Origin of the sequence: Arthrobacter agilis (assembly GCF_002953615.1) — a bacterium.
Lineage (GTDB): Bacteria > Actinomycetota > Actinomycetes > Actinomycetales > Micrococcaceae > Arthrobacter_D > Arthrobacter_D agilis_B.
This window is the reverse complement of the sequence record NZ_CP024915.1, coordinates 581,175-593,487: the sequence shown is the minus strand read 5'-3', so window position 1 is coordinate 593,487 and position 12,313 is coordinate 581,175. Positions and strand designations below refer to the sequence as shown.

The window sequence follows — 12,313 nt, the reverse complement described above, 5'->3', positions numbered from 1 at the left end:
CCTCGGGTTCGACGTCGCCCTGACGGCCGTGCAGCGGACGGCGGTGTCCCGCGAAGCGCTCGCGGGCCTCGTGCGGACGGCGCCGCCCACGGGCTCCGTGTTCCCTCCCGACGCCGATGCCTTCTTCCGCCTCGAGCGCGTCCCCGTTCAGGGGCAGGTTCCCCTCGATCCGGGCTTCGCGGTGCTGGTCGTCAGCGACGGCGCCGTCAGCATCGGTGGCCGGCCCGCTCCCCGCGGCAGCACCTGGCTGCTTCCGGCCGGTGCCGGCAGCGTCCTGCTCGACGGCGCCGGTGAGGTCCTGCTGGCGAGGCCGCCGGCCGCCTGACGGCCCTTCCGGGCGGATGCCCCGCCCTGTGCGGCAGCACGATGCCTCATGCGATGAATCCTGCCCGGCCGTCCCGTCCATCCTGCGTCGGACGAAGGTAGGGTCGGAGCGACGCCACACCGTGGCATGAGGAGCGCAGGATGTCTGCACCACAGATCTACATCAGCTTCCCGGGGACCGCGCGGGAAGCGCTGGGCTTCTACGCGGAGGTGTTCGGCGGCGAGGTGTCCCTCTTCACGTACGGGGACTTCGCCAGGACGGACGGGCCGCCGGACGCCGTGGCGCACGGGGTGCTCGACGGCGTCGTCGCCCTTGCGGGAGCGGATGCCGCGGCAGGCGAGAAGACCCTGCGCTGCGAGGGGCTGATGCTGTCGCTGCTCGGCACCGCCGAGCCACCCGTCCTGCACGCGTGGTTCGACCGGCTCGCCGAGGGCGGAACCGTCGTCGACCCCCTGGCGCCGAAGCCGTGGGGTGCCTCGGACGGGCAGGTCGTCGACCGCCACGGGCTGCACTGGCTCATCGGCTACGAGCCGGCCCAGCCGCAGCCGGAGGACGACGCACGCTGACCCCGGCCTGCTCGGATCGTCTCCCTAGAATGGGGGGATGGTCTCCCCCGCGTCCTCGTCCGCGCCACTGCTGGTCCTGAAGAAGATCAGCGACATCCTCGATGCCTTCTCGCTGCGCCGCCCGGAACTGAGCCTGACCGACATCAGGGAGGCGACCGGGCTCCCGACGTCCACGGTGCAGCGCCTCGTGGGGAACCTGGTGGCCAACGGCTTCCTCGACCGGGTGGGCGACCAGTACCGGGTGGGGCTCAAGATGTCCTTCTGGGCCGCTCCGGCCACGCAGGATCTCGACCGCCTGGAGATCGTGAAGCCGGTCCTGACCGACCTGCGGGACCGCCTGGGTGAGACGGCGTGCTTCTTCGAGTCCTCGATGCACTACCGGGTGTGCGTGGCGATGGCCGAGACGCACCACATGCTGCGCCGGGAGATGAAGGTGGGCCGGATCCTGCCCCTGCACGCGGGATCCGCCGGACGCGTGCTCCTCGCATGGACGGAGGGGCTCCTCGCCGAGATCGAGGCCGAGTCGCTGGACCGGTTGACGGACAGCACCATCACCGACAGCGGGGCCCTCCGGGCCGCCGTCGACCGGGCACGCGAGGACGGCTACGCGATCACCACGGGCGAGCGGCAGTCGGGGGCGAGCGGCCTGTCCGCCCCCGTGTTCGACTCCCAGGGGGATCTCGTCGGCGCCGTCACGGTGATGGGGCCAACCCTCCGGATGCCCCTCGAGGTGTGCGAGCAGTGGGTGGAGGACCTCCTGGCCGCCGCCGAACAGATCACAAGGATGCTCGGGGGCAGGCATCCCGGCGAGGCACAGCTGCCGTCGCCGGGCGGCGGCAGCTAGGCGGCGTCCTTCGGCAGGACCCACCCGAACGCCTTGGCCTCCGAGCGGGCTCCCTGGGCCGCCTTGGAGCGGCTCGCCTCGCCGACCTCGGCGGTGACTCCCTCGCCGAGGCGGACGAGTGCTGCGAACGTGTCCGGTGTCAGCCAGTCCGGGCGGAGCGCGAAGAGCAGGTCCTCGGTGGCGGTGTTCCCCGAGGCGCCCGGTGCGAACGGGCAGCCGCCCAGTCCGCCGAGGGCGCCGTCGATCATGGTCGCGCCGGCGTCGGTCGCCGCCAGGGCGTTGGCCACCCCCATCCCCCAGGTGTCGTGCCCGTGGAACACGATCTCCTCGAAACGGCCCGTGTCGCGGACCTTCCCGATCAGGGAGCCGACCTCGCCGGGAGAGGCCTGCCCCAGCGTGTCGCAGATGACGACGCCGTTGGTGCCCTCGGCGCGGGGATCGCGCACCAGGTCGAGGACGCGCTGCGGGTCGACGTCGCCCTCGAAGGGGCACGTGAAGGAGGTGGCCAGGCACAGCTGGATGGTCGCCCCGGCGGCGTGCGCGAGCCCGACGGCCTCGGGCAGCGCGTCCATGCTCGCCTCGGTGGTGCGCCCGATGTTCGCGAGGTTGTGCGCGTCGGTGACGCTGAGGCAGTACTGCAGGTGCAGCGCGCCGGCCGCGAGCGCCCGGCGGACGTTGCCCGGGGTGGCGACCCACACGTGGCAGTACGCCCGTTCCTCCGGGGTCAGCAGCTCGAGGAGTTCGACGGTGTTGGCCATCGACGGCACGAGGTCCGGCCGGGCCATGGAGCCCACCTCGATGGCGGTCACGCCGGTGGCCAGGAGCTCGCGGACGATCTCCGCCTTCCTGGCCGTGGGGAGGATGCCGCCGGTGAGCTGCAGGCCGTCGCGGAGGGTGACGTCGCGGAGGACTGCGCGGGAGTCGGGGGTGTTCATACGGTCTCCAGTTCCGTTCGGGCGATGAAGTCGCCGGCCTGCTCGGGCGTCCTGCCGAGCAGGCCGACGAGGATGTCGTGGGTGTCGGCGCCGAGGTCGGGGCCGAGGTTGCGGATGGGCAGCGACGCCCCCCCGATGACGGGCGTGATGCCCGGGAAGGCGACGCCCGGCAGGGTCCTCTCCCCGTCGGAGACGTCGAGGTGCTGGACCATGTTGCGGGCCCGGTACTGCTCGTCGTCGACGATGTCCCCGGCCGTGTAGATGGGCCCGGAGGGAACCCCGGCCTGGTCGAGGAGCGCGAGGGCCTCGGCGGCGGTGTGCCGGCCGGACCATTCGCCAATCGCGGCGTCGAGCTCGTCGCGCCGCGCCCAGCGCTGGGCGTTGCTCTCCAGCCCGGGATCGTCGGCGAGATCGGGACGCCCGATGATCTGCATGTAGCGCTTGAAGATGCTGTCGCCGTTCCCCGCGACGACGATGCTCCCGCCGTCGGAGCAGAGGTAGGCGTTCGACGGCGCGATGCCCTCCATCCTCCCGCCGGTTCGTTCCCGCTGGAGGCCGTAGGCGCTGTAGTCCGGGACCAGTGATTCCATCACGGACAGCATCGCCTCGTTGAGTGCCACGTCGATGATGCGGTGGTCGAGGGGCGGCCGCTGGACGCCCGAGTCGCGCTCGCGGGCGAAGAGTGCCATGACGGACCCGAACGCCGCGTAGAGGCCGGCGATCGAGTCGCCGATCGAGACGCCGACGCGGACCGGCGGCCGGTCCGGGTCACCCACGAGGTGGCGGAAGCCGCCGTACGCTTCGGCCACGGCGGCAAAGCCGGGCCGGGAGGACATCGGGCCGGTCTGCCCGAAGGCGGAGATCCTGGTGACGATGATGCCCGGTTTCGCCGCGTCGAGCTCCGCCGGGCCGAGGCCCCACTTCTCGAGGGTGCCCGGGCGGAAGTTCTCGAGCACGATGTCGCACTGCCCCACGAGGTCGAGGATGCAGCGGCGGCCCTCGTCGGTGCGGAGGTCCACGACCATCGACTTCTTGTTCCGGTTGATCGTCCGGTACAGCATGGACGTGGTGCCCGAGCCCAGCCTCCAGTTCCGCAGCTCGTCGCCGGTGCGCGGGCGTTCGATCTTCATCACCTCGGCGCCGAAGTCGGCGAGCAGCCGGCCGGCGGTGGGCGCCGCGATGTAGTTGCCGAGTTCGAGGACGCGGATGCCTTTCAGCGGCGCAACCTGGTCAGTGGTAGTCACGGTGCCCTTTCTAGAGGAAGAGACTGAGGATCAGGGTGAACCCGAGCGCCACCACGGACGCGACGGAGACGCCGATGGAGCAGGTCTTGAAGGTCCCCCGCGTGGTCTGGCCGAGCATGGACTGCAGCAGCCAGAAGGTGTTGGACGTGACGTGGACGAAGAACAGCGATCCTGCTCCGGCGGCCAGCGCGATGAGGACCGGGTCGAGGCCCAGCGTCGGTGCGACGGGCGCCAGGAGCCCGGCCGCGGTGATCGCGGAGATGGAGACCGACCCGACAGCCACGTGGAGCAGGGCCGCGATGCCCCACACCACGAGCAGCGGTGCCACGGACGAGGCGGAGAAGTAGCCGCCCAGGACGTCACCCATGCCGCTCGCGGCGACGACGGCGGCGAGCGCGCCACCGGCGCCGGTGAGGATCAGGATCTGCCCGGACTCACGGAAACCGCCGACGACGGCTTCCTCGACGCGCTTGGTCCCGATGGTGCGGCGGGCGACGAAGCTGGTGCCGAGCAGGCCGATCAGGAGCGCGATGACCGGGGTGGAGAGGAAGTCGGTGACGGGCGACGTGAAGCCGGCCATCCCGGCCAGGGCGCCACCGCCGATGAGGACGAGGGACAGGAGCATCGGACCGAACATGACGAGCAGGCTCGCCTCCTTCGGGCCCCTCGCCGTGCGGGTCCGCACGTCGTAGGGAAGCAGTCCGACGCGGCTCCGCGGATCCGAGGCGGGCAGGACCGCCGCCGGATCGTCCGACGGCATGACGGGGGCGCCGACGGGCGCGCCGCCGGGGGCGGTGCCGTCGGCACCGAGGTCCTGCGCCTCCTCCATCGGCTCCTGGTCCTTCTCCACGTTCCAGAAGCCGCGCTGGATGAAGAAGTCCATGATGAAGATCGAGACGAGGATCGTCGGGATGATGACGAGCAGGCCGAAGATGAGCATGCTGCCCAGGGGGACGCCCAGCAGGCCGGCCAGCGCCACGGTCGCGACGCCCGGGACCATGAGGACGATCCCGCACTCGAGACTGATGGCCATGGCCGTGGCCATCCTGGCCGTTCCGAACTTGCCGAGCTTCGGGGCGATCCGCCGCGCCAGGGGTGCGCTCATGACCAGCAGCACGTCGAGGAAGATCGACTGCAGCATGGTGCCGAGCGTCAGGCCCAGCGCGTACGGGATGCCCTTCGGCCCGAAGACCTTCATCAACCGCTCGACGAGTTTGTTAATGGCGCCCATCTCGTTGAGGATCGCGCCCATGAGGACACCCCAGGCGATGAGGAGCCCGACCTCGAACATGATGTCGCCGAAGCCCTGCATGATCGTGTCCGTCGTGCCCGTGGCCCCCAGGCCGGTGGCGAGGCCGAGGCCGGCTGCTCCGATCACCAGGGAGAGCGCCGGGTTGACCCGTAATTTGAGGATCAGGAACACGATGGCGATGATCGCCACCGCCGTGATCGAGAGGATCTGCCAGTCTGCCATGAGTCCCGCTTCGTCGTTGAAGGCCGATGTCGTCTGATTGCTACTCACAATCTGAACATGCGCTCATAATGTGAGTCAAACGACATCGACGCGGGCTGGACGATGGCGGATCATCGTCGTCGGCGGCGGACAGCACGGCGGATCCCGCTGGTTGTCCGCGCCGCAGCGCGGACAACCAGCACTACACCCCGGTGGCAGGGGCGACGTCGAGGATCCAGGTCACGCCGAAGCTGTCCGTCAGCATGCCGAATCCGGGGCTCCATGCGGAGGCGGCCAGGGGTTCGATGACGGTTGCCGCGACGGAGAGCCTGGCCCAGTAGTCCTGCACGTCGTGGAGGCTGGTGCCGCGTACTGAGACGAAGAACGGCTGGTCGGTGATCGTGGTGCCGCTCTCCCGCCGGGTCGACCCCGCGGTGTTCGCCGGACCGCCCGACTGTCCGGGGATGTCGTACGCCATGACGCGGAACCCGCTCTCGGTCTCGACCTGACCGAAGACGACGTCGTACGCACCGGGGAGTCCTGCGGGCATGCCGAAGTCGCCGTACGTCGCGATCGTGACCTGGCCGCCGAAGACGGACCGGTAGAAGTCCAGGGCTGCCCGGGCCTCGCCGCGGAAGTTCAGGTGGGTGGTGGTGGTGATGCTCATGGCTGCTCCTCGTGGGGTCGGATGCCGGGGCTTTCCCCGACGTTCCCGACTCTCGCAGGCATGTAGGACGGTTCCGGTCCTATACCCGATCTAGGATCGGAGGCATGACGACAACCGCCTCGCGCCTGTTGCAGCTGCTGTCCCTGCTGCAGATGCGGCGGGACTGGCCGGGATCCGTGCTGGCGGAGCGCCTGGAGATCAGCCACCGGACGGTACGGCGCGACGTAGACCGACTGCGCGAGATGGGCTACACCATCCGCGCCACGATGGGCCCCGACGGCGGATACAGGCTCGACGCCGGCGATGAGGTACCCCCTCTCCTGTTCGACGACGACCAGGTCATCGCCCTGGCCGTGGCGTTGCAGACGGTGCCCGCCTCCGGAGTCGGGATCGGGGAAGCGGCGCGCCGCGCCCTCGCCACGGTGCGCCAGGTCCTGCCCTCCCGGCTGAGGCACCGCCTCGATGCCCTGGACGTCACCGCGCTCCCCGCCTTCCCCGGCGACCAGGCGCGGAGAACGGTGTCACCGGAGGTGCTCATCACCCTCTCCGCCGCCATCCGGGCCCGCACCGTGCTGCGCTTCGACTACGCCGGCGGAAGAGCCTCCGCCGACGCCGGTCCCACGCCTCCCCGCAGGGCGGAGCCGCACCATCTCGTCGCCGCACAGGGGCGCTGGTACCTGGTGGCCTGGGACCTCGACCGGAACGACTGGCGCATCTTCCGCGCGGACCGGATCGATGCCCGCAGCCCCTCGGGTCCACGGTTCACGGCACGGCAGGTTCCCGGCGACGACGTCGCCGGGTTCGTCGCGGCGCGCTTCAAGGGCTCCAGCCAGGACGATCGATGGCCGTGCACCGGGACGGTGATCCTCCACCGCCCGGCGTCCGAGGTGCTCCCGTTCGCGGGTGACGGCACCGTCGAGGACCTCGGCGCCGACCGGTGCGGCCTGACGGCGGGGGCCTGGTCATGGGTGGCCCTCGCCGCCTCCGTGAACCGCTTCGACACCGACGTCGACGTCGTCCATCCGCCCGAACTGGCCGAGGCCTTCGCACACCTCGCGGTGCGTAACACCGCGACGGCGGCCGCCTTCTCCGTACAGGACGGCGGCCGGGCCCTCCTGCCGGGCGGACGTCGATCGACCCCGACCGCCACCTAGGCGCCCGGGGTCGATCGTCGGTCCTGCGGCTACCGCTCGGGCAGCTACTTCGAGGCGCCCGCCGTCGAGCTCGTCGTCTCGTCGGCGTCGGGATCCCCCGCGTGGCCCTCCGGCTCGGCGGCGGTGACCTGCCCGCCGTCCACGTGGTGGCGGTCGTTCCGGCCGTCGTCGCCCCGGGTCTTGAGCAGGCTCGCGACGGTGGCGACGGCGATCGTGGCGCCGATGAACAGCAGCGAGAACCAGATGGGGATCTCGGGGACCCAGAGCAGCGGCTGTCCGCCGTTGATGAAGGACAGCTCGTTGACGTGCAGGGCGTGGAAGACGAGCTTCACGCCGATGAACGCGAGGATGACGGCGAGGCCCTGGGCCAGGTAGACCAGGCGTTCGAGCAGCCCGCCGATGAGGAAGAACAGCTGGCGCAGGCCCATGAGGGCGAAGGCGTTGGCGGTGAAGACGATGTACGCCTCGTTGGTCAGGCCGTAGATCGCGGGGATGGAGTCGACGGCGAAGATGAGGTCCACGAAGCCGATCGCGATGATGGTGAGCAGCATCGGGGTGACGAAGCGCGTGCCGCCCTTCTTCACGGTGAGCTTGTCCTCGTGGTACTCGTCGGTGACGGGCAGGACGCGGCGGACGAGCTGCATGAACTTGCCGTCGGCGGGGTTGGAGTCGTGGCTGCCGAACGCCTGCTTGTAGGCCAGGAAGAGCAGCAGGGCGCCGAAGATGTAGAAGACCCAGGAGAAGTTCTCGATCAGTCCGGCGCCGATGGCGATGAATGCGCCGCGCAGGATCAGGGCGATGATGATGCCGATCATCAGCACCTTCTGCTGGTACTTCTTGGGGACGGCAAAGCCGGTCATCACGATGAGGAAGACGAAGAGGTTGTCGATGGACAAGGCCTTCTCCGTCAGGTAGCCGGCGAAGTACTCACCGCCGAACGTCCAGCCGGACAGAACGCCGATACCGACGCCGAACAGCAGGGCCAGGCCGATGTAGAAGGCGGACCAGCGCGCGGACTCGCCGATGGTCGGTTCGTGGGGTTTGCGCACGTGCGCGAAGAACTCGTAGACGAAGAAGAGGATCGTCACGGCAATGGTGATCAACCAGATCAGGGGTGTGACCTGCATGAGGGGTACTCCAAAGGGTAGGCGTCGGACATAGGCGCCAAGGTCTCCTCCGCCCGGTCGGAACCGGAACCGATCGGCCCGGAATGCAGCGGTGCATCCGTATTGACGGGCCGATCACAGACGGGAGTACTCCCCTTGATACAAAAAGCCTAACGCACGTGCGCCCTGCAGGATTCCCCGCCTCCGGAACTGTCTGCCGGGTGGTTAGGCTGGGTGGATGGCCACGGTTCTCCTCGTGCGGCACGGCCGCACCACAGCAAATGCGTCCGGACTGCTGGCCGGGCGGGCCGACGGCGTGAGCCTCGACGAGATCGGCCGCGACCAGGCGGCCGCGACGGGTACGCGGCTCGCGGCGGTGCCCGTCGTCGGGGTGGTGTCCAGTCCCCTCGAGCGGTGCCGGCAGACCGCGCAGTTCATCCTCGACCGGCAGACGGGCACCCCGCACGCGCCGGTCGACGCCGGGATCACCGAGTGCGACTACGGGCAGTGGCAGGGCCGCATGCTCGCCGATCTCGCGACCGAGGCGCTGTGGCCGGTGGTGCAGTCGCAGCCGTCCGCCGTGACCTTTCCCGGCGGTGAGTCCATGGCTGCGATGCAGGCCCGCTCGGTGGCGGCGATCCGCCGCCATGATGCTGCCTTCGAGGCGGAGTTCGGGCCGGGTGCCGTGTGGGTGGCGGTGAGCCACGGCGACATCATCAAGTCGGTCCTCGCCGACGCGCTCGGCACGCACCTCGACCTGTTCCAGCGCATCCACGTCGGCCCCGCCTCCGTCTCGATCGTGCAGTATGGCACCAGCCGGCCGACCGTCCTCGCCACCAACACCGACGCCGGGGACCTGTCGTGGCTGTCGGCCGCCGCCCCCTCCGGTGATGCGCCGGTGGGCGGTGGCGCAGGGCACACGACTCCCCCGACCGCAGGAGCCTAAGGTAGTCCTATGCCTACAACTGTTCACGAGTTCGAGTGGCCCGACCGGGTGGTCATCGGCACCATCGGCGTTCCGGGACAGCGCACGTTCTACCTGCAGGTGCGCACGGGGAAGCAGATCGTGAGTATCGCGATGGAGAAGCAGCAGTCGGCCCAGCTCGCCGAGAAGATCGACGAGGTCCTCGACCAGCTCATCGCCCTCGACGGCAACCCCTTCAGCATTCCCACGAGCACTCCGATCGAGCTCGTCGACAACGACCAGCTCGAGACGGTCGAGGAGCAGTTCCGCACCGGTGTCATGAGCCTGGGGTGGGACCCGACGACGGCGCAGATCGTCATCGAGGCCTATCCGCTCTCCGATGCCGACGACGACGAGGCGCTGCTCGAAGACGACGACGTCGACGCGGCCGAGATGCTGCGGGTGCGGATGCCGGTCGGCACCGCCCGCGCCTTCGCCAAGCGGGCCCGTGAGGTGGTGGGCGCCGGGCGTCCGATCTGCGAGCTCTGCGGCTACCCCATCGACGCCGAAGGGCACATCTGCACCCTCCCCGAGGCCTGATGCCGGCGCCCGACCTGGTGACCGCCGAGCTGACCCTCACCGGCCGGATCACGACGGCGTCGAACGCCACGTTCCTGGGCAGCATCGGCGGTACGGCGGTCGTGTACAAGCCGATCAAGGGCGAGAAACCGCTGTGGGACTTCCCCGACGGCTGCTTGGCCCACCGGGAGGTGGCCGCCTACCTCGTGTCCGAGGCATTCGGCTGGAACATCGTCCCGCGCACGTGGCTGCGCGACGGCCCGTTCGGCGAGGGCATGGTGCAGCTGTGGCAGGAGACGGACCCGGACCAGGACGCGGTAGACCTGGTCGCGGCCGATGACGTGCCGGAGACGGGCTGGAAGCAAGTCCTCGAGGGCCAGGACGAGGCCGGCCGGATCGTGGCCCTCGTCCACGAGGACACCCCGGCACTGCGGCGGATGGCGGTGTTCGACGTCGTCGTGAACAACGCCGACCGCAAGGGCGACCACATCCTCGCAGTGAGTGAAGGGCACCGGTACGGCGTGGACCACGGGCTCACCTTCCACGGGGACCACAAGCTACGCACGGTGCTCTGGGGCTGGGTGGGCGAAGCACTGACGGCCGAGGAACTCGAGGGCATCGATCGTGTCCGCGACGGGCTTCAGGGCTCGCTCGGTCGTGAGCTGGCGGAGCTACTCACCGCCGAGGAGGTCGCGTCGCTCGCTGCTCGTTGCGCCGCCCTGCGAGCGACCGGGAGATTCCCGCCTCCGCACGGGGACATGCCGGCGGTGCCCTGGCCGCTGTTTTGACCGGGCTGACTGTTACAGGCTTCGACGTAAGGCTCCAAAGGGGCCTATGCCCTGTGCGATGTAGCGGAACCCTTCAGCGGTGAGGCGTATTGGCGCATAGATTTCGGCACTGACTATCGCTACACAAAACGGTGGCGTAAACGCCGTTGGACAACATCGATAAGGGATGTAGCGAAAACGTTCCTTTTAGAAATCCGAAAATACCCGCACTGTGACGCTTTGATGCAGGCTGGAGGTGCCCTTCCGTGCATTTTCATCGCGTCGGGTGGACGCATGTTGACCCAAGTAGTACCGACTTGCTTCAAACTCGCGGCTTAGGTACGAAGCGGTGTGAAACCGGCCTCCTTGCAGTACTTACACGGTGAGGTGATCGGATCGGGCCGCGATAGTAGGGTGCCGATCACGGAGACCCGGAAGGCTGGATGGTGAAGGGAGAGCCGTGATCACTGAACTGAACAAATTCGTTGAAATGGTCGAGGACAGTCTGACCGACGACCTGGACGTGTCCGTTGTTGCGATGGAACTCGGGACGACGGAGTACCACCTTCGGCGAATGTTCTCGTCGCTGGCCGGTATGCCGTTATCGGAGTACGTTCGGCGCCGCCGCATGACACTCGCTGCAGGCGACGTGCTTGGTGACGGTGACCTGCTCAGCATCGCGGTGCGCTACGGCTACGGGTCGAGCGAAGCCTTCGGTCGAGCTTTCCGCTCAGTACACGGTGCAAGGCCCGGCGACGTACGCCGGGACGGCGGACCCCTTCGCACTCAACCGCAGCTCAGGTTCCGCCTGACCGTAGAAGGGAGAACCACCATGGACACCCGCATCACGGAACGCCCGGCCTTCCGCCTCGTTGGCCACGCAGCCCGGGTACCGCTCATCCACCAGGGCATCAACCCGCACATCCAGGCGCACATCGCGTCCCTACCAACCGACGAGCACGCCCGGCTCAAAAGCCTGGGCAATACCGAGCCAGCTGGCCTGCTGCAGGTCAGCGCCGACGTCGACCCCGACTACGCAGAAGGCAGCGAACTGACCTACCTGCACGGAGTTGCGATCACCGAGCCAACTCGCGCACCCGAGGATCTCGACGCCCTCGAGGTACCCACCGGGACGTGGGCGGTGTTCCGGACCGAGGGCGAGTACCCGGCTGCCCTGCAGTCCGCCTGGGCGGCTACCGCGACGGACTGGTTCCCCTCCAACCCGTGGCGCCTGCGCCCGGGCCCAACCATCGTCGCGGTCCTCGAACGCGCCGACGACTTCAGCACAGCCACCTGCGAACTGTGGCTCCCCGTCGAACACGCCTAATCGCATAGCCCGCCGGCAGTGCACAGTCGGCGGGCCCAGTCCCGCTGAGGGATCGTTCTACAAGACGGCTGGAGAAAGGCGCTGGCTAGACTCGAGCGCATGACAACGATCCACTCGTCACTGCTGGTGAATGATGCCTGAAGAGTACGTCGCTTTGACCATCTTGCTCCTGACCATCATCTTCCTGCCGGCCGTCTGCTTGTTCGTCACCCGCCAGGCCGCTGAAGGCCTCATCACCCGGAACGCAGCAGCCGGGATCCGCACCAAGCACACGCAAGCATCCGACGAAGCCTGGATATCTGGTCATAAAGCTGCTCTTTTAGCTCTGAGAAAGATGATGCCGATCGCAGGTACTGGGATCATCGCCGCCCTGAGCGCACAAGTTCTCATCGGCGGGCAGGCGGGCCCTCTCGTCGCGTTCGCGGCGCTCCTAGCGCAGACC

General features: G+C 68.9%; 13 protein-coding genes and 1 pseudogene. 9 read left to right on the top strand and 5 right to left on the bottom strand.

The features are described 5' to 3' along the window. The 3 genes and pseudogenes from CVO76_RS02900 to CVO76_RS02890 all read left to right on the top strand — a co-directional run. Positions 1-325 (top strand): annotated as a pseudogene (locus CVO76_RS02900) (class I mannose-6-phosphate isomerase); the annotation flags it as partial. Between the two features lie 140 nt (positions 326-465). Next, on the top strand, positions 466-891 hold the full coding sequence (locus CVO76_RS02895) for a VOC family protein (protein WP_208740603.1): 426 nt from the start codon (positions 466-468) through the stop codon (positions 889-891). 37 nt (positions 892-928) lie between these two features. Further along, the gene (locus tag CVO76_RS02890; protein WP_208740602.1) at positions 929-1,735 is read left to right on the top strand and encodes an IclR family transcriptional regulator; all 807 of its coding nucleotides are present in this window, start codon (positions 929-931) and stop codon (positions 1,733-1,735) included. Here the strand turns inward: CVO76_RS02890 and CVO76_RS02885 are convergent. The 4 genes from CVO76_RS02885 to CVO76_RS02870 form a co-directional block, all read right to left on the bottom strand. Then, on the bottom strand, positions 1,732-2,670 hold the full coding sequence (locus CVO76_RS02885) for a hydroxymethylglutaryl-CoA lyase (RefSeq protein WP_208740601.1): 939 nt from the start codon (positions 2,668-2,670) through the stop codon (positions 1,732-1,734). The genes CVO76_RS02890 and CVO76_RS02885 overlap by 4 nt on opposite strands. Continuing rightward, positions 2,667-3,914, bottom strand: a complete 1,248-nt coding sequence (locus CVO76_RS02880) for a CaiB/BaiF CoA transferase family protein (RefSeq protein WP_208740600.1) — start codon at positions 3,912-3,914, stop codon at positions 2,667-2,669. Before CVO76_RS02880 ends, CVO76_RS02885 begins: the two co-directional genes overlap by 4 nt. A 10-nt stretch (positions 3,915-3,924) precedes the next feature. Beyond that, complete coding sequence (locus tag CVO76_RS02875; RefSeq protein ID WP_347876222.1) at positions 3,925-5,436, bottom strand: GntP family permease; 1,512 nt, start codon at positions 5,434-5,436, stop codon at positions 3,925-3,927. Between the two features lie 133 nt (positions 5,437-5,569). Continuing rightward, positions 5,570-6,034: a VOC family protein gene (locus CVO76_RS02870; RefSeq protein WP_208740599.1), complete on the bottom strand. Its 465-nt coding sequence runs from the start codon at positions 6,032-6,034 to the stop codon at positions 5,570-5,572. Between the two features lie 104 nt (positions 6,035-6,138). On the opposite strand from CVO76_RS02870, the gene CVO76_RS02865 reads away from it, so the two are divergent. Next, the gene (locus tag CVO76_RS02865) at positions 6,139-7,188 is read left to right on the top strand and encodes a helix-turn-helix transcriptional regulator (protein WP_208740598.1); all 1,050 of its coding nucleotides are present in this window, start codon (positions 6,139-6,141) and stop codon (positions 7,186-7,188) included. Positions 7,189-7,232: 44 nt separating this feature from the next. Here CVO76_RS02865 and CVO76_RS02860 read toward each other — a convergent pair whose 3' ends face one another. After that, positions 7,233-8,315: a TerC family protein gene (locus CVO76_RS02860; protein WP_208740597.1), complete on the bottom strand. Its 1,083-nt coding sequence runs from the start codon at positions 8,313-8,315 to the stop codon at positions 7,233-7,235. 217 nt (positions 8,316-8,532) lie between these two features. On the opposite strand from CVO76_RS02860, the gene CVO76_RS02855 reads away from it, so the two are divergent. The 5 genes from CVO76_RS02855 to CVO76_RS02835 form a co-directional block, all read left to right on the top strand. Continuing rightward, positions 8,533-9,240, top strand: a complete 708-nt coding sequence (locus CVO76_RS02855) for an MSMEG_4193 family putative phosphomutase (RefSeq protein ID WP_208740596.1) — start codon at positions 8,533-8,535, stop codon at positions 9,238-9,240. A 9-nt stretch (positions 9,241-9,249) separates the two neighbouring features. Next, a complete protein-coding gene (locus CVO76_RS02850) occupies positions 9,250-9,798 on the top strand; it encodes a DUF3090 domain-containing protein (protein ID WP_133080173.1) in 549 nt (182 codons plus the stop codon). After that, positions 9,798-10,565 carry an SCO1664 family protein gene (locus tag CVO76_RS02845; RefSeq protein WP_208740595.1) on the top strand — a complete coding sequence of 256 codons (768 nt, stop codon included), beginning with the start codon at positions 9,798-9,800 and terminating at the stop codon, positions 10,563-10,565. The genes CVO76_RS02850 and CVO76_RS02845 overlap by 1 nt, the downstream gene beginning before the upstream one ends. A gap of 439 nt (positions 10,566-11,004) precedes the next feature. Then, positions 11,005-11,871, top strand: a complete 867-nt coding sequence (locus CVO76_RS02840; protein WP_208740594.1) for an AraC family transcriptional regulator — start codon at positions 11,005-11,007, stop codon at positions 11,869-11,871. Positions 11,872-12,025: 154 nt separating this feature from the next. Continuing rightward, positions 12,026-12,313 (top strand): SdpI family protein (locus CVO76_RS02835; RefSeq protein WP_244186161.1); only part of this gene is annotated, 288 nt, incomplete at its 3' end.